Annotated in this window: 19 protein-coding genes and 1 other RNA gene; 3 read left to right on the top strand and 17 right to left on the bottom strand. The window is 65.9% G+C overall.

The features are described from left to right. Positions 1 to 384: 384 nt before the first annotated feature. Positions 385 to 807: an OsmC family protein gene (locus tag A3A5_RS0122555; RefSeq protein ID WP_018312774.1), complete on the top strand. Its 423-nt coding sequence runs from the start codon at positions 385 to 387 to the stop codon at positions 805 to 807. Positions 808 to 858: 51 nt separating this feature from the next. Here the strand turns inward: A3A5_RS0122555 and rnpB are convergent. From rnpB to A3A5_RS0122535, 5 genes are all read right to left on the bottom strand, one after another. Beyond that, positions 859 to 1,199, bottom strand: an RNA gene (gene rnpB, locus A3A5_RS40370) — RNase P RNA component class A. Positions 1,200 to 1,233: 34 nt separating this feature from the next. Further along, the gene (locus A3A5_RS0122550) at positions 1,234 to 2,061 is read right to left on the bottom strand and encodes a DUF3025 domain-containing protein (protein WP_018312773.1); all 828 of its coding nucleotides are present in this window, start codon (positions 2,059 to 2,061) and stop codon (positions 1,234 to 1,236) included. Positions 2,062 to 2,081: 20 nt separating this feature from the next. Continuing rightward, a complete protein-coding gene (gene pyrC, locus A3A5_RS0122545; RefSeq protein ID WP_018312772.1) occupies positions 2,082 to 3,116 on the bottom strand; it encodes a dihydroorotase in 1,035 nt (344 codons plus the stop codon). A 44-nt stretch (positions 3,117 to 3,160) separates the two neighbouring features. Next, the gene (locus tag A3A5_RS0122540; RefSeq protein WP_018312771.1) at positions 3,161 to 4,468 is read right to left on the bottom strand and encodes a glycerate kinase; all 1,308 of its coding nucleotides are present in this window, start codon (positions 4,466 to 4,468) and stop codon (positions 3,161 to 3,163) included. Continuing rightward, positions 4,465 to 5,538 (bottom strand): tartrate dehydrogenase, encoded by a 1,074-nt coding sequence (locus tag A3A5_RS0122535; RefSeq protein WP_018312770.1) that lies wholly within the window; start codon positions 5,536 to 5,538, stop codon positions 4,465 to 4,467. Before A3A5_RS0122535 ends, A3A5_RS0122540 begins: the two co-directional genes overlap by 4 nt. A 139-nt stretch (positions 5,539 to 5,677) precedes the next feature. Between A3A5_RS0122535 and A3A5_RS0122530 the strand changes: the two genes are divergently transcribed. Continuing rightward, complete coding sequence (locus tag A3A5_RS0122530) at positions 5,678 to 6,508, top strand: class II glutamine amidotransferase (RefSeq protein ID WP_018312769.1); 831 nt, start codon at positions 5,678 to 5,680, stop codon at positions 6,506 to 6,508. Between the two features lie 60 nt (positions 6,509 to 6,568). Here A3A5_RS0122530 and A3A5_RS0122525 read toward each other — a convergent pair whose 3' ends face one another. From A3A5_RS0122525 to A3A5_RS0122480, 10 genes are all read right to left on the bottom strand, one after another. After that, positions 6,569 to 7,303, bottom strand: a complete 735-nt coding sequence (locus tag A3A5_RS0122525) for an amino acid ABC transporter ATP-binding protein (protein ID WP_018312768.1) — start codon at positions 7,301 to 7,303, stop codon at positions 6,569 to 6,571. Then, complete coding sequence (gltK, locus tag A3A5_RS0122520; RefSeq protein ID WP_018312767.1) at positions 7,300 to 7,983, bottom strand: glutamate/aspartate ABC transporter permease GltK; 684 nt, start codon at positions 7,981 to 7,983, stop codon at positions 7,300 to 7,302. Before gltK ends, A3A5_RS0122525 begins: the two co-directional genes overlap by 4 nt. Positions 7,984 to 7,992: 9 nt before the next feature. Next, the gene (locus A3A5_RS0122515; protein WP_018312766.1) at positions 7,993 to 8,721 is read right to left on the bottom strand and encodes an amino acid ABC transporter permease; all 729 of its coding nucleotides are present in this window, start codon (positions 8,719 to 8,721) and stop codon (positions 7,993 to 7,995) included. Positions 8,722 to 8,784: 63 nt separating this feature from the next. Next, a complete protein-coding gene (locus A3A5_RS0122510; RefSeq protein WP_018312765.1) occupies positions 8,785 to 9,684 on the bottom strand; it encodes a glutamate/aspartate ABC transporter substrate-binding protein in 900 nt (299 codons plus the stop codon). 269 nt (positions 9,685 to 9,953) lie between these two features. After that, complete coding sequence (locus tag A3A5_RS0122505) at positions 9,954 to 11,261, bottom strand: Glu/Leu/Phe/Val dehydrogenase (protein WP_018312764.1); 1,308 nt, start codon at positions 11,259 to 11,261, stop codon at positions 9,954 to 9,956. Between the two features lie 103 nt (positions 11,262 to 11,364). Then, positions 11,365 to 12,348, bottom strand: coding sequence for a LysR family transcriptional regulator (locus A3A5_RS0122500; protein ID WP_018312763.1), 984 nt, complete (start codon positions 12,346 to 12,348; stop codon positions 11,365 to 11,367). Between the two features lie 55 nt (positions 12,349 to 12,403). Continuing rightward, on the bottom strand, positions 12,404 to 13,177 hold the full coding sequence (locus A3A5_RS0122495) for an ABC transporter permease (protein WP_018312762.1): 774 nt from the start codon (positions 13,175 to 13,177) through the stop codon (positions 12,404 to 12,406). 12 nt (positions 13,178 to 13,189) lie between these two features. Continuing rightward, positions 13,190 to 14,044: an ABC transporter ATP-binding protein gene (locus tag A3A5_RS0122490; RefSeq protein ID WP_018312761.1), complete on the bottom strand. Its 855-nt coding sequence runs from the start codon at positions 14,042 to 14,044 to the stop codon at positions 13,190 to 13,192. Further along, complete coding sequence (locus A3A5_RS0122485) at positions 14,041 to 15,183, bottom strand: ABC transporter substrate-binding protein (RefSeq protein ID WP_018312760.1); 1,143 nt, start codon at positions 15,181 to 15,183, stop codon at positions 14,041 to 14,043. Before A3A5_RS0122485 ends, A3A5_RS0122490 begins: the two co-directional genes overlap by 4 nt. 203 nt (positions 15,184 to 15,386) lie before the next feature. After that, positions 15,387 to 17,285, bottom strand: a complete 1,899-nt coding sequence (locus A3A5_RS0122480) for an ABC transporter ATP-binding protein/permease (RefSeq protein WP_018312759.1) — start codon at positions 17,283 to 17,285, stop codon at positions 15,387 to 15,389. A gap of 108 nt (positions 17,286 to 17,393) precedes the next feature. On the opposite strand from A3A5_RS0122480, the gene A3A5_RS0122475 reads away from it, so the two are divergent. After that, on the top strand, positions 17,394 to 17,798 hold the full coding sequence (locus A3A5_RS0122475) for an acyl-CoA thioesterase (protein ID WP_013955553.1): 405 nt from the start codon (positions 17,394 to 17,396) through the stop codon (positions 17,796 to 17,798). 77 nt (positions 17,799 to 17,875) lie between these two features. Here the strand turns inward: A3A5_RS0122475 and A3A5_RS0122470 are convergent, their stop codons facing one another. Both A3A5_RS0122470 and A3A5_RS0122465 read right to left on the bottom strand, forming a co-directional pair. Next, positions 17,876 to 18,652 (bottom strand): enoyl-CoA hydratase, encoded by a 777-nt coding sequence (locus A3A5_RS0122470; RefSeq protein WP_018312758.1) that lies wholly within the window; start codon positions 18,650 to 18,652, stop codon positions 17,876 to 17,878. A 34-nt stretch (positions 18,653 to 18,686) separates the two neighbouring features. Next, positions 18,687 to 19,643 carry a DegV family protein gene (locus tag A3A5_RS0122465; RefSeq protein WP_018312757.1) on the bottom strand — a complete coding sequence of 319 codons (957 nt, stop codon included), beginning with the start codon at positions 19,641 to 19,643 and terminating at the stop codon, positions 18,687 to 18,689. Positions 19,644 to 19,756: the final 113 nt, after the last annotated feature.

The raw sequence follows: 19,756 nt of genomic DNA, 5'->3' as shown, positions 1-19,756 counted from the left end.
GGAGGGACTGGCGGGCGGTGCGGAGGGCTTGCCCCGGGGGCTTCGCTTTCGCACTCTGGCGCGCTGTCAGCGCCGTCGTTCAATGATTCAAATTATACATGGGGTTTTCCCCAGTGCAAGGGAAATTTGCACTGCGAAATGCAATTTCGTATTGCGGAACGAAAAGCGCCGTGCGTAAGATAAGCCATTTCCGTTAAAAATCAATGATTTATGCAACACCCAGGCATGTCGCTGAACTGTCGCACTAGAGGAAACCCTCAGATTTTATAGGGGTATTGGCGTCAGCAGCTCAAGCTTGACGATGCCATATACTGAGAATTGCAAGATTCGAGATCACGCGCTTGTGATCGGAAGCACACAATACAAAAGACAGGAACGAACAAAATGGAATGCAAAGTGACATGGATGGGCGCGGACGGCATGAGCTTCGTGGCCCAGACCGGCAGCGGTCATATCGTTGCGATGGACGGTGCGCCCGAGGGCGGCGGCCACAATCTGGCGCCGCGGCCGATGGAGATGGTGCTGCTCGGCACCGGCGGCTGCACCGCCTATGACGTGGTGCTGATCCTCAAGCGCGGCCGCCAGGACGTCACCGGCTGCAGCGTGCAGTTGCAGGCCGAGCGCGCCGGCGAGGACCCCAAGGTCTTCACCCGCATCAACTTCCATTTTGTGGTGACCGGCAAGAATCTCAACCCCGCCACGGTCGAACGGGCCATCAAGCTGTCGCACGAGAAGTACTGCTCGGCGTCGATCATGCTGGCCAAGACGGCCGAGATCACGCACACGCTGGAAATCGTCGAAGCCTGAAGGGAAGATGCAGACCCGGCATGCCGTGGTGGCGCCGGGTCCCGGAAGAAGAAGCAAAGCAGGCCGATAAGCCGGATTCTGTGCGCCCCGCCCGCCTTGCGGCAAACGGTGCGTGACAACCATTCCTCTAGGCCGACTGTTACCAGCCGGCTCCAGCTCCCTACCCGCAGACTCAGCGGGCCGCTTCATCGCCTGCCTATTTGGGATTGCTCCAGGTGGAGGTTACCGCGTTTCACCCTTCCCGCCAGGCGAACCCGGCGGCAAGACTCGTCTCTGTGGCCCTATTCCGCACGTTGCCGTGGATGGCTGTTAGCCAACACCCTGCCCTGTGGAGTCCGGACTTTCCTCCCCCTGCACCTTGCGGTGCAGGCAGCGGTTGCCTGGCCTGCTTTGCGGCCCGCAGTCTAACACTGATTGGCGGCGCCTTCAGCCGGCGCGCCGTCCTGGGCGGAACACCGCGGTATCGGCGTAGAAGCCAGGTTCGGCGTTATCGTCGCACCAGCCCGGGATGCCCATCACCGGCAACGGCGCAAAACTGCGCCCGCCGCGCAGCGCGCCAGCCTGGGCCGCAGCGGCAAGGGAATGCGCCAGCATGGCGTCCAGCGACGGGCATGCCGTCTGATGCGGCGCCAGCGGCAGCACCCACGCATGCGCCGTGACCGACTTGTACGGCCGCACCAGTTTTTCGAGTAGCGCATGGCCGAACGGCACCACCGTGCAGGCCCTGCCCCACGCCGGCCTGCACGCGACGAACAGCTGCTGCCACGCAAACCCCTTGAGCGCATCCGCCAGGTCCTGATCGGCGCTGACAAACAGCACCGCATTTTCGTCGAACAGGGTCGCCGCATCGCGCACGCCGCCGCGCTTGGTTTGCACGCCTTCGCGCGCGATGACCTCGGCCTGGATCTGGTTGAGCACGCGCTTGGCCTGCGGGAAATGCAGCCAGGTCAGCGCGTTGAAGAAATCGTGGAGATTGTCGCGGGTCGGGATCTCGCCCGTGGCATGGATATGCGCCTCATAAGCGCTGCCTTCGGGCAAGGCATGCGGGGCGATAAAACGCAGCGGCAGGCCGCGCGCATTGCGCAGGCCAAGCTGGCTGGCGCGCGCTTCGAACAGCGCGCGCAGATCGGCCCCGCCCTGCGCCGCCGCAGCGAGCGCGGCACCCTGTGCCGCAAACGGCTGGAACCACGGCCGGGACCAGTCGATCCCGGCCAGCGCGGCGACGAAAGGCTCGTCGGCCGCGGGCACCTGCATGGGCAAGGCCTCGGCAGGGTTTAGCGGGCCTTCCAGCGCAGCGTCTCGCCGCCGCGCAGCGGCACCAGCGTGGTGTCGCCGTAGGGCAGCTCGGCCGGCAGTTCCCAGTCCTCTCGCTCCAGCGTCAGCGTGCCGGTGTTGCGCGGCAGGCCGTAGAAGGCCGGGCCGTTGAAGCTGGCAAAGGCTTCCAGCTTGTCCAGCGCGCCGGCGGCGTCGAAAGCCTCGGCATACAGCTCCATTGCATGCAGCGCGGTATAGCAGCCGGCGCAGCCGCAGGCATGTTCCTTCAGCCCGCGCGCGTGCGGCGCGCTGTCGGTGCCCAGGAAGAAGCGCGGGCTGCCCGAGACGGCGGCCGCCACCAGGGCCTCGCGATGGGTCTCGCGCTTGAGCACCGGCAGGCAGTAGTAGTGCGGGCGGATGCCGCCGGTGAAGATGGCGTTGCGGTTGTAGAGCAGGTGGTGCGCCGTGATGGTGGCGCCGACCGGGCCGCTGGCGTCGCGCACGTACTCGGCCGCGTCCTTGGTGGTGATGTGCTCGAACACCACCTTCAGCTCGGGCATGTCGCGGCGCAGCGGCGTCATCACGCGGTCGATAAAGACGGCTTCGCGGTCGAAGATATCGATGCTCGGGTCGGTCACCTCGCCGTGCACCTGCAGCGGCAGGCCCGCGCGCTGCATCGCTTCCAGCGCCGGGTAGCAGCGGCGGATATCGGTCACGCCAGCGTCGCTGTTGGTGGTGGCGCCGGCCGGGTACAGCTTGACGCCGTGCACAAAGCCGCTGGCCTTGGCCGCGGTGATCTCTTCGGCGGTGGTGTTGTCGGTCAGGTACAGCGTCATCAGCGGCTCGAACTGCATGCCGGCCGGCAGCGCCGCCAGGATCCGGGCACGGTAGGCCTGCGCCTGCGCCACCGTGGTCACGGGCGGCTTCAGGTTGGGCATGATGATGGCGCGTGCGAACTGGCGCGCGGTGTCGGGCAACACGGCGGCCAGGGCCGCGCCGTCGCGCAGGTGCAGGTGCCAGTCGTCCGGGCGGGTGATGGTGAGCTTCTGGGTCATGGCTAGCTTGGGCCTGCCGCGGCGGCGGCGGGCGTTCGTCGAAATCAGAGAATCAGGATAGCGCGGTAGTCGTTCACATTGGTGCGCGTCGGGCCGGTGACCACCAGGTCGCCGATGGCATCGAACAGGCCCCAGGCGTCGTGCGCGTCCAGCTGGCGCAGTCCCGGCAGGCCAGCGGCCGCGGCGCGCGCCAGCGTGGTCGGATCGGCCAGCGCACCCGCATTGTCTTCCGAACCGTCGATGCCGTCGGTGTCGGCCGCAATCGCATGCACGCCGGGCATGCCGTCAAGCTCGACTGCCAGCGACAGCAGGAATTCGGAGCAACGCCCGCCCCGCGCCTTCGCGGCATCACCGCCGGCAGGCAAAGTGACCGTGCACTCACCTCCGGAAATCAGTGCCACGGGCGTGGCAAACGGCGCATTGTACGCGCGAATCTCGCGCACCAGCGCAGCGTAGACGCGGGCCACTTCGCGCGCTTCGCCGGTCACGGTATCGCCCAGCACCACCGGCGTGATGCCGCGTTCGCGGAACAGCGCCGCGGCCGCCTGCAGGCTGCCATGGGCAGTGGCGATCATGCGGTTGTCGACCTGGGCGAACAGCGCGTCGCCCGGCTTGGGCGTTTCCGGCACCTCGCCGCGGGCGCCGCGCTCCAGGTGCGCCTGCACGCTGGCCGGCACCTGCGCGCCCCAGCGGCGCAGGATCGCCAGTGCATCGGCAAAGGTGCTCGGGTCGGCCACGGTCGGACCCGAGGCGATCGCGCTGGGATCGTCGCCGGCCACGTCCGAGACGATCAGCGTGGTCACCGGCGCACGGCTTGCCTGCGCCAGCCGCCCGCCCTGGATGCGCGAGACATGCTTGCGCACGATATTCATTTCGGTGATCGGCGCGCCACACCGCAGCAGTTCCCGGGTGGTGGCCTTCAGGTCAGCCATCGGGATGCCTTCGGCCGGCAGCGACAGCAGGCTGGAGCCGCCGCCCGACACCAGCACCAGCAGCCGGTCCTGCGGCGTCAGCGACTGCACGCTGGCCAGGATATCGGCGGCGGCCTGCTCGCCGGCCTCGTCGGGCACCGGATGGCCAGCCTCGATCACGCGGATATGGCCGGTCGGCAGCCCGTGGGCGTAGCGCGTGACCACCAGCCCTTCCAGCGTGGCCTTGCCGGCATAGGCACGCTCGACCGCCGCGGCCATCGACGCTGCGGCCTTGCCCGCGCCCACCACCAGCGTGCGGCCGCCCGCGTGCGGCGGCGGCAGGTGCTGCGCCACGATCTGCAGCGGATCAGCGGCCGCCACGGCGGCGTGGAAGCTGTCCAGCAGGAGTACGCGCGGCTCACCCGCGCCCGCCGCGCTCACAGCGCCTCCGCGATAGCCAGGCCCAGGTCGGCCGTGCCGGCCTTGCCGCCGATGTCGCGCGTCAGCGGCGCGTGTTCGGGGCCCGCGGCCAGCACCTTCTCGATCGCACCCAGCACGGCGGCGCCGGCTTCTTCATGGCCCAGGTGCTCCAGCATCATGGCGCCGCACCAGATCTGGCCGATCGGGTTGGCCACGCCGCGCCCCGCAATGTCCGGCGCCGAGCCGTGCACCGGCTCGAACAGGCTGGGGAAGGTGCGGTCGGGGTTGATATTGCCCGACGGCGCGATGCCGATGGTGCCGGTGCAGGCCGGGCCCAGGTCGGACAGGATGTCGCCGAACAGGTTGCTGGCCACCACCACGTCGAACCAGTCCGGATGCTGGACGAAATGCGCGGTCAGGATGTCGATGTGGTACTTGTCGACCTTGATGCCGGGATAGCTGGCCGCCATCGCCTCGACGCGCTCGTCCCAGTACGGCATGGTGATCGAAATGCCATTGGACTTGGTCGCCGACGTCAGGTGCTTCTTGGGCCGCTTCTGCGCCAACTCGAAGGCAAACTTCAGGATGCGGTCAACGCCGGTACGGCTCATCACGGTTTCCTGCACCACGATCTCGCGCTCGGTGCCCGGAAACATGCGCCCGCCGATGCTGGAGTACTCGCCCTCGGTGTTCTCGCGCACCACATAAAAATCGATATCGCCAGGCTGGCGGCCGGCCAGCGGGCTCCTGACTCCGGGCATCAGCCGCACCGGGCGCAGGTTCACATACTGGTCGAACGAGCGCCGGAACTGCAGCAGCGAGCCCCACAGCGAGACGTGGTCGGGCACGGCATCAGGCCAGCCCACCGCGCCGAAATAAATGGCGTCGTACTTGACCAGCGTGTCGAACCAGTCGTCCGGCAGCATCTTGCCGTGGCGGGCGTAGTAGTCGCAGCTGGAAAAGTCGAAGTGGTCCCACTGGAAGCCGATGCCGAAGCGCCGCGCCGCGGCGTCCATCACGCGGATGCCCTCGGGCATGACTTCCGTGCCGATTCCGTCTCCGGGAATCACGGCGATCTTGTGTTGGCGCATGGTGGTTGGGGAGATACGTGCAGGATGGTAGGTCGCCGCGCATGGCCCGGCCAACGCTGCTTGGCAGCGGCCCGGGTGCGCGGGATAATGTCTGCATTCTATTGCAAAGCGGCAGCCCGCTGCCGACCGGTGCCCCGATATGTGCCAGCTGCTAGGCATGAACTGCGCCACGCCGACCGACGTGACGTTCTCCTTCACCGGCTTTGCCGCGCGTGGTGGCCTGACCGACCATCACGCCGACGGCTTCGGTGTCGCCTTCTTCGAGGACAAGGCCTGCCGCCTGTTTATCGACAACCAGTCCGCCGGCACCTCGCCGGTGGCAGACCTGATCAAGCGCTACCCGATCAAGTCCAAGAACGTCATCTCGCATATCCGCAAGGCGACGCAGGGGACCGTGCTGCTGGAGAACTGCCACCCCTTCATGCGCGAGTTGTGGGGCCGCCACTGGATCTTCGCCCATAACGGCGACCTGAAGGGCTTCACCCCGTTCCTGTCCGGCGTCTACCAGCCAGTGGGCGACACCGACAGCGAACTGGCCTTCTGCACGCTGATGCAGGGCCTGCGCAAGCGCTTTCCGGGCTCGCAGCCGCCGCTAAACGAACTGTGCCATGCGCTGGCCGACATCACCCGCGAGATCACGCTGCATGGCGTGTTCAACTACCTGCTGTGCAACGGCCAGGCCCAGTTCGCGCACTGTTCCACGCACCTGTACTACATCGTGCGGCAGTGGCCGTTCTCGACCGCGCATCTGATCGATGCCGACCTGTCGATCGACTTCGCCCAGGTCACCACGCCGGACGACCGCGTGGCGGTGATCGCCACCCAGCCGCTGACCGACAACGAGACCTGGACCCGCTTTGCCCCCGGCGAGCTGATCATGTTCGAGGACGGGCGCCCGACCATGACGCTGACGGTGCCGATCCCGCCGGAAGTGCAGGCGAAGAACGCGGCCAACACGGCCTGCACCTGAACCATCGGAAACAAAAAAAGGGACGCCGAGGCGTCCCTCCTTGCTTGCCCTGCCGGCCGTTCAGTGATGCAGGATCTTCGACAGGAACTGGCGCGCGCGCTCCGAACGTGCATCGATATTGCCGAAGAATTCTTCCTTGTCGGCATCTTCGACGATCTTGCCCTGATCCATGAAGATCACGCGGTTGGCCACCTTGCGCGCGAAGCCCATTTCGTGGGTCACGCACATCATGGTCATGCCTTCCTGGGCCAGCTGCACCATCACGTCCAGCACTTCGTTGACCATCTCCGGGTCCAGCGCCGAAGTCGGCTCGTCGAACAGCATGCAGATCGGGTCCATCGACAGCGCGCGGGCGATCGCCACGCGCTGCTGCTGGCCGCCCGACAGCTGGCCGGGGTACTTCTCCGCCTGGCTCTTCAGGCCCACGCGGTCCAGGTACTTCAGGCCCTTGGCCAGCGCCTCGTCCTTGGAGCGGCCGAGCACCTTCATCTGCGCGATGGTCAGGTTCTCGGTGATCGACAGGTGCGGGAACAGCTCGAAGTTCTGGAACACCATGCCCACGCGCGAGCGCAGCTTGGGCAGGTTGGTCTTGGGATTGCCCACCGAGGTGCCGTCGACCAGGATATCGCCCTTCTGGAACGGCTCAAGCGCGTTGACGGTCTTGATCAGGGTGGACTTGCCCGACCCGGACGGGCCGCACACCACCACCACTTCACCCTTGGCGACCTTGGTGGTGCAGTCGGTCAGCACCTGGAAGGTGCCGTACCACTTGGAGACATTGTTGATTTCGATCATACAGCCACCTTTTTCTGGTAACGCTTGACCAGCAGCGAAGCGGAGAAGCAGATAACGAAGTACACCAGGCCGGCGAACAGCAGCATCTCGACGATACGGCCGTCGCGTTCGCCGATGCCGTAGGCCTGGCCGAAGAAGTCGGCCAGCGCGCTGACGTAGACCAGCGACGTATCCTGGAACAGAATGATCCCTTGCGTCAGCAGCAGCGGCACCATGTTGCGGAACGCCTGCGGCAGGATCACCAGCCGCATCGACTGGCCATAGGTCATGCCCACCGCCTGCGCCGCGAACATCTGCCCGCGCGACACGCTCTGGATGCCCGCGCGGATGATTTCCGAGTAGTACGCGGCCTCGAACAGCGCAAAGGCCACCAGTGCAGAGGTCATGCGCAGGTCGGTCGCCGGCGACAGGTTGAAGATGTTCTGCAGCACCTGCGGGATGATCAGGAAGAACCACAGCAGCACCATCACCAGCGGGATGGAACGGAAGATGGTCACGTACCCCTGCGCAAACCAGTTCAGCGGCTTGAACGACGACAGCCGCATCATCGCCAGGATGGTGCCCCAGACGATGCCCACCACCACCGCGGTGACGGTGATCTTGAGCGAGACCATCATGCCCTCGCCCAGGACATCGAGCGTGGCAGGGGTGATGGAGGTGAAATCGAATGAATAAGCCATGGCGCCCCCTTACTTGCCGCCGATAAAGCCGGGCACGCGCGTGCGGGCTTCCACCCAGCGCATGATCAGCATCACCGTCACGTTGATCAGCGCGTACATCAGCGTGACCGCGATGAACGATTCATACGGGCGCGCGGTGTAGTCCACCAGTTGCCGGCCCTGTGCGGCCAGTTCCAGCAGGCCGATGGTCGACGCCACCGCCGAATTCTTGAAGATATTCAGGAACTCGGAGGTCAGCGGCGGCACGATCACGCGGAACGCCATCGGCAGCAGCACGTGGCGGTACGTTTGCGGCAGCGTAAAGCCCATCGCCAGGCCGGCGTTCTTCTGCCCGCGCGCCAGCGAGTTGATGCCCGAGCGCACCTGCTCGCAGACCCGCGCGGCGGTGAAAGTGCCCAGGCACAGCATGGCGGCCAGGAACTGCTGCGCGAACGGGTTCATCTGCTTGATCGACTCGCCGCCGGGCAGCAGCTCGGGCATGACGAAATACCAGATGAACAGCTGCACCAGCAGCGGGATGTTGCGGAAGATTTCCACATAGGTGGCGGCGATGCCCGCCAACCACTTGTTGGGCACGGTGCGCAGCACGCCAAGCACCGAGCCGATGACCAGGGCGATGACCCAGGACGAGAGCCCCAGCGCAAGTGTCACCTTCAGGCCCGAGATCATCCAGTCCAGGTAGGTCTCGTTCTGGGCGGCCTGTTCGAGGAAGACTCCCCAATGCCAGTTGTAGTTCATGTTGCGTCCTCAAAAAGAAACGGAAGGACATGCCTTCCGTTTCACACTGCTGTCAACGGCAGGTCAGTCCAGCGCCTTGTCGTTCGGCGTCTTGAACAACGCCTTCATGTCTTCGGACAGCGGGAAGTCCAGGTTGAGGCCCTTCGGCGGCACCGGTTGCATGAACCACTTGGTGTACAGGGTGTTGATCGAGCCGTCCTTCATCATGCCGGAGATCACGGTATCGGACAGCTTCTTGAACTGCGGATCGTCCTTGCGGATCATGCAGCCATAGGACTCGCGCGATTGCGGCTTGCCCACCACGATCCAGTCGGCCGGGTTCTTGGCCTTGGCGCGCTCGCCGTACAGCAGCGCGTCATCCATCATGAACGCGACCGCGCGGCCCGATTCCAGCGTCAGGAACGACTGGCCGTGGTCCTTGGTGCTGATGATGTTCAGGCCCAGCTTCTGGTCATCGTTCATCTTGCGCAGCAGGCGCTCCGACGTGGTGCCGGCGGTGGTGACGATGTTCTTGCCCTTCAGGTCGGCCCAGTCCTTGATGCCGGCATCCTTCTTCACCATGATGCGCGTGCCGATGATGAAGATGGAGTTGGTGAAGGCAACCTGCTTCTGGCGTTCCAGGTTGTTGGTGGTGGAGCCGCACTCGATGTCGATGGTGCCGTTCTGCAGCAGCGTGATGCGGTTCTGCGAGGTGATCGGGATTTCCTTGACCTGCAGGTTCGGCAGCTTCAGCTGGTCCTTGATGGCTTCCACGATCTTCATGTTGATATCGTAGGAATAGCCGACTTGCCGCACGCCGCCCAGGTTGTAGTTGAACGGAATCGACGACTCGCGCACGCCCAGCGTGATGACGCCGGTGTCCTTGATCTTCTTCAGCGTGCCCGTCAGTTGTTCAGCTGCCTGTGCCGTCCCGCACATCACGCCCCCGGCAATCATCAGGGCAGCCAACTTGGCAAAATTCATAACATCTCCTTGACCATGAAGAGAAAGCGGGATTCTAGAGACAAAAACCCCACTGATGGAACAGTATTGCGCAGCATCCGCCGCAATACAACTGGGTTTTCTCCTAGAACCACACTTCAGGGCAATCACTGCGCACGGCATCCGGATATGACAACGCGGTCTCCGGCGCTAGCCGGAGACCGCGTCTGGCGGTCATAACCCAGGGGTGCCGGGACAATTGCTGCGTTGCACCATAGCAGTGCCTCGTCCCGGCTTTCCTGTCCTGCCTGTCAGGGATACAGGCCGCGCATCTCGCGCGCCTGCAGGATCCGCGTACAGGCCACGATAAACGCCGCCGTGCGCAGGGTCACCTTGTTGTCCTGTGCCACTTGCCAGATTGCCCGGAAGGCTTCTTGCATGATCCGTACCAGGCGCTGGTTGATCTCTTCCTCGGTCCAGAAGAAGCTCGAGAAATCCTGCACCCATTCGAAGTAGGACACGGTCACGCCGCCGGCGTTGGCGATCACGTCCGGGGCCACCAGGATATTGCGCTCGCGCAGGATGTCGTCCGCTTCCGGGGTGGTCGGGCCGTTGGCACCCTCGATCACCAGGCGGGCCTTGATCTGCGGCGCGTTCTCGGCCGTGATCTGGCCTTCCAGCGCGGCCGGGATCAGGATGTCGCAGTCGACTTCCCAGAACTGCGCGGTACGCAGGACTTCGCCGCGGAAGCCTTCGATGGTGCCGCTGTGCGAGGCGTATTCCATCAGCGCCGGCACGTCCAGGCCGGCCGGGTCGAACAGCGTGGTGCGGTGGTCCTGTACCGCCACCACCTTGGCGCCGGCCTCATGGAACAGCTTGGCGGCCACGGCGCCTACGTTGCCGAAGCCCTGCACCGCCACGCGCGCGCCCTTGATTTCCAGGCCGATATTGCGCGCGGCTTCGGAGCCGACCACGAACACGCCGCGGCCGGTGGCTTCGTGACGGCCGAGCGAGCCGCCCAGCGAGATCGGCTTGCCGGTCACCACGCCGGTGGCCGTGCTACCGGAGTTCATCGAGTACGTGTCCATCATCCAGGCCATGACCTGGGCGTTGGTGTTGACGTCCGGCGCCGGAATATCCTTGCTCGGCCCGATGATGATGTTGATTTCGCTGGTGTAGCGGCGCGTCAGGCGTTCCAGCTCGGCGTGCGAGAGCGTGCGCGGATCGACGCGGATGCCGCCCTTGGCACCGCCGTAGGGCACGTTGACCGCGGCGTTCTTCACCGACATCCAGGCCGACAGCGCCATCACTTCGGACAGGGTCACGTCCTGGTGGAAACGCACGCCGCCCTTGCCCGGGCCGCGCGACAGGTTGTGCTGCACGCGATAGCCCTCGAAATGGGCAATGGTGCCGTTATCCAGTTCGATGGGAACGTCGACGACCATCGCGCGCTTGGGGCGCTTCAGGGTTTCAACCCAGCGTGCCAGCGAGCCCAGGTAAGGCGTGACACGGTCGACCTGCTGCAGGTAGATGCCCCAGGGGCCGAGATTGTCGGCATTGAGGTAAGACGGGAGTGCGTGCTTTTGGCCAGCAATATTGGTCGGTGCTGCGGAAGACATCGGTTGGTTCCGGTGTGAAGAATGCCCGCAAGCTTAGGGGTGGCGCCCCACCCGAATCCAATGCCGTTTGCTCATCCCGTCATGCAAAACCTGCATAACCTTGTCATCTGGCGGAAACCGGGGCCCCGGCAAGCTGGGGAGCCTGGGCCGCCGACAAGGTCGACCACACCTGGTCGACCAGCTGGCGCTTGCGCCGTGCTCCGGCACGGCGCTCGTTGCCGTTCTCGCCCGGGCGCTCGCGGTACAGGCGGATTTCCATGTCGATCGACAAGGGCAGCCCGCGCGCCGACTCGGCCCGCACCAGCCGGCCCGCGGCCACGTCCTCGCGTACCGCGCTTTCGGGCAGGAAGGCCATGCCGTGGCCGGCCAGCGCCATCACCTTGAGCGCCTCGGCCATGTCGGTCTCGTAGCATTTGTCGAGCTTGAGCGCCTCGGAGGTATCTGCCAACAGCAGGTCGACCATGCGGCCGAGGAAGGCGTTGGGCGTGTAACTGAGGAAAGGCACCGGCTTCTTGTCGGTGCCGGGCAGCCGGAACAGCGGCTTGCCGGCGGCGTCCGGCACGCTGTAGGGCGACAGCCGCTCGGTACCAAGCACCAGCATGTCGTACCGTGCCGGATCCAGCTGGATCGCCTGGCGCGCGTGGTGGTAGACCATCACCAGGTCGCAGCCGCCCTCCACCAGCATCAGCACCGCGTCGTGGACGTTGAGCGCGCGCAGCCGGCACGGCAGCGTGCCGATCCGGCGCTCCAGCGCCTTGAGCCATTCCGGGAAGAAGGTCAGCGACAGCGTATGCGGCACCGCGAACTCCAGCACCTGGGCGTTGGCCGAGCGCTGGCCGCGCATCAGCGCGCGGGTCTCGCTGACCTGCGCCAGCATGGCCAGCGCCTGCTCGTAGAACACCTTGCCGGCCGGGGTCAGGCTGGTGGGGTAGCTCGAGCGGTCGATCAGCTCGGTGCCGACCCACGCCTCCAGCGACTGGATGCGGCGCGAGAACGCGGGCTGCGTGACGTGGCGCAGCTCGGCCGAGCGCGAGAAGCTGTGCGTCTCGGCCAGGCTGACGAAGTCTTCAAGCCATTTGATTTCCATGACGCGGATTATCCACCCGCGCCGGGGCCTGCGTCACCTGCCCGGCAGCAAGCCGTCAGCCGCGATGCGCCCAGCCGGTCATGCGCTTCTCGACCACCGCAAACAGCTCGTACATCGCCATCGCCATCACTGCGATCACCACCAGCCCGGCAAAGGCCAGCGGCATCTTCATGGCCGAACCGGCCGACACCAGCAGGTAGCCGATGCCCTCGTTGGCGGCGTTCATCTCCGACACCGTGGTGCCGACAAAGGCCAGGGTGATCGCCACCTTCAGCGAGGCAAAGAAATACGGCATCGCACGCGGCAGCCCGACCTTGAACAGCACGTCGCGCCGCTTGGCGCCCAGCACGCGCAGCACGTCTTCCAGCTCCGGCTCCAGCGTGGCCAGCCCGGTGGCGATATTGACCATGATCGGGAAGAACGAGATCAGGAACGCGGTCAGGATCGCCGGGCCAGCGCCCAGGCCGAACCACACCACCAGGATCGGCACGAAGGCGGCCTTGGGCAGCGCATTGAAGGCCGTCATCAGCGGATAGCTGGCGGCATAGAGCAGCCGCGACGAGCCCATTGCCAGCCCCAGCAGCACGCCCACGGCGATGGCCACGGCGAAGCCCACCATGGTGGTCCAGAAGGTGCGCCACGCATGGCCGGCGATCACGTCGGCATATTCCACCAGCGAGGCCACGATCGCCGACGGCGTCGGCAAAATGAAGTCGGACACGCCGAAGGCCATGCACGCGCCCTGCCACAGCAGCAGCACCGCGGCCAGCAGCAGCCAGGGCGCCACGCGCTGCACGCGGCGCTCCTGCGCGGAAGTGAGAGTCATCATCGTAGCTTTGCCTTAGTGTTGCCGCACATGGCCGATCTTCTCGCGCAGCACGTGCACCAGGTCGGCAAAGGGCTCGGTATAGGTCAGTTCCAGGTCGCGCGGGCGCGGCAGGGTAATCTCCTTGCGCATCAGGATGCGGCCCGGGCGCTGGCTCATCACATAGACGGTGTCGGCCAGGAACACGGCCTCGCGCAGGTCATGCGTGACCAGGATCACGTTGAAGCGCTGCGCCTGCCACAGGTCGCGCAGCACGCACCAGAGTTCCTCGCGGGTAAAGGCGTCGAGCGCGCCGAAGGGCTCGTCCAGCAGCAGCATGCGCGGCTCGTGGATCAGCGCGCGGCAGATCGAGGCGCGCTGCTGCATGCCGCCGGACAGCTGCCACGGGTACTTGTCCTCGTAGCCGGACAGGCCCACCGTTTGCAGCAGCTTGCGGGCACGCTCGACGTACTCGCCGCGACGTGCGCGCAGGGTGGAGCGGTACGGCTCGACGATCTCCAGCGGCAGCATCACGTTGTCCAGCGTGGTGCGCCACGGCAGCAGCGTGGGCGCCTGGAAGGCCATGCCGACCTGCTTGAGCGGGCCGGTCACCTTCTGGCCGGCAATCTTCACGACGCCGCGCGTGGCCGGCTTGAGCCCGGTCGCCAGCTTCATGAAGGTGGACTTGCCGCAGCCGGACGGGCCGACGATGGCGATGAACTCGCCCGGCGCCACCTGCAGCGAGATGTCCTCGACCGCGAACTCGCCCTTGTGCGCCAGCTCGTCGTTATAGGCCAGCCAGACCCGGTTGAAATCGACAAAGGGTTCCGCGGCCGCGGGCGCGGCGCTCCCGCCGGACGCGGGCATGAAGGCAGCCTGGCGCGTCATCATCGGAGCACATCCAGTTCAGCCGCGCTGGGCAGGAACGCGTCGGTCCACAGCGCATCAGGGTTGATGCGGCCCTTGGTGCCAAAGGCGTCGGCCACCTGCGAGGCCATCAGCGACAGGCGCGGCTTGCTGATGCGCCCGAAGCCCTCGGCCTTCGCGTCCGGCGACTTGACCACACTGTCCAGCGCCAGCTTCAGCCGGCGCACTTCCAGCTTCTCGTCGATGATGCCATCGCGCGCCTTGACCGCCTTGATGCCCTCTTCCGGACGGGCGATCACGTCGCGCGCCGACTTGCTGAAGGCCCGCAGGAAGGCCTTCACTGCCTCCGGGTTCTTCTTCATGAATTCTTCAGACGTGATCACCGCGTTGCCGTACAGCTTCACGCCGAACTGCGGGTACGGCAGCACCACGATGTCTTCATCCTTCACGCCGCGCGCGTTCAGGTTCAGGATCGAGGTGAACGAGAACCCGGTGATGGCATCGAGGTCGCCGCGCGTGAGCATGGTCTCGCGCAGCGTCGGGTCCATCGCCTGCCAGCTGAACGAGGACGCCTGCAGGCCGTTGGCCTTGGCGAAGATCGGGAAGGCGCGGCGGCCGGCGTCGAACACCGGCGCGCCCATGCGCTTGCCGGCGAGATCCTTCGGTGCGCGGATGCCGGACTTCTTCAGCGCGAGGACGGCCGCGGGCGTGTTGTTGTAGACCATCATCACGGCCACCGGCTTGTTCTTCGCGTCCGGGTTGTTGCCGTAGAACTCCATCACCGACGACATATCGGCGAAGCCCATGTCGTACGTGCCCGAGGCCACGCGGTTGACCACGTTGCCCGAGCCGTTGCCGGCGTCGATCGAGACGTCGAGCTTCTCGGCCTTGTAGTAGCCCTTCTGCTCGCCCAGCAGGAACAGTGCCGCCGGCCCTTCGAAGCGCCAGTCCAGTTGGAAGCGGACCTTGGTTGGTGCAGCCTGCGCGTGGGCCGCGCCGGCGAATTGTGTCGACAGCACCAGGCTGGTGCCGATCATCACGCCGAGCTTCAGCAGGCGGCGCCGAGCCGCGTTGCGGGACGCGCCCGTGCCGGTATGCGCATTGTTCTCGGCGGCAGCGGCGCAAACGCCGGGGGACGCTGGCGCAGCGTGGAAATAAGGCATGGACTCTCTCCGTTGACCGTGATCTCGGAAAGAGTCGTCCGCAAGGGACGTGCCAGGTTTTGAAGCCCCGTTTCAGGGCGTGCCCGCAAGCGATTGCCGACCCAAAAACGTGCGAGGCGATTGCCGCAGCGGTATCGTCGGCAATGATTGTCGACAATGCCCGCCACCCTTGGTGCACGTGGATGCAGGAGAACGCAGTCCCGTCAGGCGTCCTGCGTGGCGTCGCCCACATCGAGTGCCAGCGCGTCCGCGCTCACGGCTTCGCCGCCCTTGGCGGCGGCGCGCGCCTGGATGTCCCACATCTCGGCATAGCGGCCACGCGCGCGCATCAGTTCGGCATGGGTGCCGCGCTCGACGATGCGGCCGTGGTCCATCACCAGGATCTGGTCGGCATGCACGACGGTGGACAGCCGGTGCGCGATCAGCAGCGTGGTGCGGTTCTGCGCCAGCCGCATCAGCTCGGCCTGGATCGCCTGCTCGGTGCGTGAATCCAGCGCCGAGGTGGCTTCGTCGAAGACCAGCACCGGCGGGTTCTTCAGCAGCGTGCGCGCGATCGCCACGCGCTGCTTCTCGCCGCCGGACAGCTTCAGGCCGCGCTCGCCCACCGGGGTGTCGTAGCCCTGCGGCAGCTCGCGGATAAAGGTGTCGATCTGCGCGGCGCGCGCGGCGGCGATGACCTCGTCGCGGCTGGCGTCGGGCCGGCCGTAGGCGATGTTGTAGAAGATGCTGTCGTTGAACAGCACGGTGTCCTGCGGCACGATGCCGATGGCGCGGCGCAGGCTGTCCTGCGTGATCGTGCGGATGTCCTGGCCGTCGATCTCGATGGCGCCGCCGTTGACGTCATAGAAGCGGAACAACAGCCGCGCCAGCGTCGACTTGCCCGAGCCGCTGTGCCCCACCACCGCGGTGGTGGTGCCCGCCGCGATGGTGAAGTCCACGCCGTCCAGGATCAGCCGGTCCGGCTCATAGCTGAAGCGCACGTCGCGAAAACGCACCTGCGCGCCGTTCACCTGCAGCGGCTGCGCGCCAGGCGCGTCGGCCACCTCCTGGTTGGTGCCCAGAAGCACGAACATGCGGTCCATGTCGGTGGTGGCCTGCTTGATCTCGCGGTAGATCACGCCAAGGAAGTTCAGCGGGATATAGAGCTGGATCATGAGCGTATTGACCAGCACCAGGTCGCCCAGCGTGAGCTTGCCGTCGACCACGCCCACGGTGGCGCGCCACAGGATCAGGATCAGCCCCAATGCGATGATGGTCTGCTGGCCGAAGTTCAGGAACGACAGCGAATTCTGCGAGCGGATTGCGGCGGTGCGGTACTTGCGCAGGTTCTCGTCGTAGCGCTGCGCTTCATACTCTTCATTGCCGAAGTACTTGACGGTCTCGAAGTTGAGCAGGGAATCGATCGCCTTCTGGTTGGCGCGCGAATCCAGCTCGTTCATGCGGCGGCGGAAATGCGTGCGCCACTCGGTCACCACGATGGTGAAGACGATATAGCCCAACAGCGCGCAGCCGGTGATGGCCGCGAACCAGATGTCGTAGTGCAGGATAAAGAAGCCGATCACCAGCCCCATTTCCACCAGCGTGGGCAGGATGCTGTACAGCGAATACGAGATCAGCGACTGGATGCCGCGCGTGCCGCGCTCGATGTCGCGGCTCATGCCGCCGGTCTGCCGGTCCAGGTGGAAACGCAGCGACAGCGCGTGCAGGTGCCGGAACACCTGCAGCGCGATCTCGCGCACCGCGCTCTGCGTGACCTTGGAAAAGAGCATCTCCCGCAACTCGGTGAACAGCGTCGCCGACAGCCGCAGCAGCCCGTAGGCAACGATCAGCCCCACCGGCACCGCCAGCAGCGCGCGCGGATCGCCCGGTTGCAGGTTCATGCTGTCGATCAGCTGCTTCATCAGCACCGGCACGCCCAGGTTGGCCACCTTGGCGGACACCAGGCACGCCAGCGCCAGCATCACGCGCCACTTGTAGTGCCAGACGTAGGGCAGCAGGTTGCGCACCGTCTGCCAGTCGCTGCGCGGCGCGCGCTGACCGGGAAAGAGCGTGTTTGAAGCAGGAGCGGGGGCCGGCTCAGCGGTCGTGGAATAGCGGCGCATACGTTAGAATTCAGGCCAATGCACGATTGTCGCAGAGTTCGCATTACGTGGCAGGCGAAGGGTCTTTCGCCCCGCCCCGCCTCCTTCCGCAGTCCACCACACACCGTCATGAACGCTCCCCACACCGTCCCCGCCCTGCCCGCCGGCAAGAATCCCGCTCTGCGCGTGGTGCCCATGCCCGCCGACGCCAATGTGCACGGCGACGTGTTCGGGGGCTGGATCATGGCGCAGGTGGATATCGCCGGCTCGATCCCGGCGGTGGAACGCGCCCAGGGCCGCGTGGCCACCGTCGCGGTCAACTCCTTCCTGTTCAAGCATCCGGTGTTCGTTGGCGACCTGGTCAGCTTTTATGCGGACATCGTCAAGACCGGCCGTACCTCGATCACGGTGTCGGTCGAGGTCTATGCGCAACGGATGCGCCACAGCAATGAGATCGTCAAGGTGACCGAGGCCACGCTGACGTATGTGGCGACGGATGAATCGCGGCAGCCGCGGGTGTTGCCGTCGGCTTGAGCGCCTTCGCCCCCGATTGCAAAAAGCCGCCTGCGTAAAAGCAGGCGGCTTTTTTCCTTTCCGGGGCTCCGGCCGGCCTACTCGAATTTCGTAAAATCCGGCTTGCGCTTCTGGAAGAAGGCAGCAAACGCCTCTTTCGCCTCCGGCGCCGCCAGCATCCTGCGGAACACCGCGCCCTCGTCGGCCATCTGCTTTTCCACCGCCGCCATATCCCCCGCCTTCATCAGCCGCTTGGTCTCGCGCAGCGAGGACGCCGGCAGGGCCGCCAGCTTGCGCGCCTGCTGCAGGGCAAAGTCGTGCAGTTCGGCCACTGGCAGCACCCGCGTCACGAGCCCGATCTCCAGCGCCTCTTGCGCGCTGAAGGCTTCGCCCAGCAGCAGCTTCTCGGCCGCGCGCTGGTAGCCGACCAGCCGCGGCAGCAACAAGCTCGAGGCTGCCTCGGGGCACAGGCCCAGTTGCACGAACGGCAGCGACAGCTTGGCCGTATCGGACGCATAGACCAGGTCGCAATGCAGCAGCATGGTCGTGCCCACCCCGACCGCGGCACCGCTGACGGCTGCCACGATCGGCTTGGTGGCGTGGCTGATCTGGTAGAGGAACTGGAACACCGGCGCCTGCTCGGCGCCTTCGCCCGCGGCAGGCGGGCGCTGCATGAAGTCTTCCAGGTCGTTGCCGGCGGTAAAGATCTCTGGCTTGCCGCGCAGCAGGATGGCGCGCACGGTGCGGTCGGTCTCGGCCGCGCGCAGGGCGTCGGCCATGGCCTGGTACATCGCCGCGGTAATGGCGTTCTTCTTGTCGATACGGTCGAACTCGATGGTCAGGATGCCCTGCTCGATGCCGGTGCGGATGCTCATGGTGTCCTCGTCTGTGGATGCATTGCTTGGAGGGTTATTCAAAAGGCGGCGGCGATTCGGAAAGATAGCTCAGCCCGAACGCGCGCGCGCCGACATTCAGCGCCACCGTCAGGCTCATCGGCGCCAGCATCAGCGCCACGCCCTGGCCGCGCGCGGTGCGCTCCAGCGACTGGAAGGCCGGCATCGCGCGCACGGCGTCGAGCGGGCCGGCATAGCAGACAGAGATCGCCGGCACCATCAGGTCGCCGCCGCGGATGCATTGCTCTGCATGCTGCAGCACGCGGCGCGCACCTTCCTCGGAGCCGCGCGCCTTGGCGATGGCGTCGGTGTGCCCGCGGTGCATGCGCACCACCGGACGGATATTGAAGGCGCTGCCCATCACATAGCGCCCCCAAGTGATGCTGCCCTCGCCCTTCTGGCGCGCGCGGGTGTACATGTAGAGCAGCTCGTCGGGCACCAGGAACATATGGGCGGCATCGCGCAGGCGCGTCTCGACCGCTACCTGCACCGCTTGGGGGCTGGCGCCGGCGGCCGCCATGCGCGCGGCTTCACGCACGATCAGCGCCTGGCCCGGCCCGATCGCGCCGGTGTCGACCACGGTCAGGTCGAACAGGCCGGTGCGCCCGGCTTCCTTGCGCAGGCGCACGCTGCGCGCCACGGTGCCGATCACCGCGCCGGTGGCATGCGCATACAGCTTGCTGCGCGAACTGGCGATGGTGAACAGGATGGCGCGGTCGCAGTGGGCCACCACGTTGTGCAGCAGGTGTTCTTCCAGCTCGCGCTCGAGCAGCGGGATCGATTCGGCGTAGTGGTCCTGCCGGCCGACCAGGTATCGCTGGTAGAGCGTGGGCAGCGCGTCTTCATCGCGCGTATCGGCGACGAAATGCTCGCCCGCGCGGATGCGGAACGGAATCGTGTGGACCTTCAGCTGGGCCATGACGTCGCGCGGCAGATCGCACGCGGCATCAGCCAGGATGGCTGTCTCCTGCATATTGTTGTCTCCACAGAACCCGTTTCACCATGAAGAAGGAGACGCGTTCAAGCCAGGCGCGGCGCAGGCTAGGCGCGGGCCGCCGGCCTTGGTCATTCCAAGGTCAAGGCCCG

The organism is Cupriavidus sp. UYPR2.512 (assembly GCF_000379565.1).
Classification (GTDB): domain Bacteria; phylum Pseudomonadota; class Gammaproteobacteria; order Burkholderiales; family Burkholderiaceae; genus Cupriavidus.
This window is presented reverse-complemented; position numbering and strand designations above follow the sequence as displayed.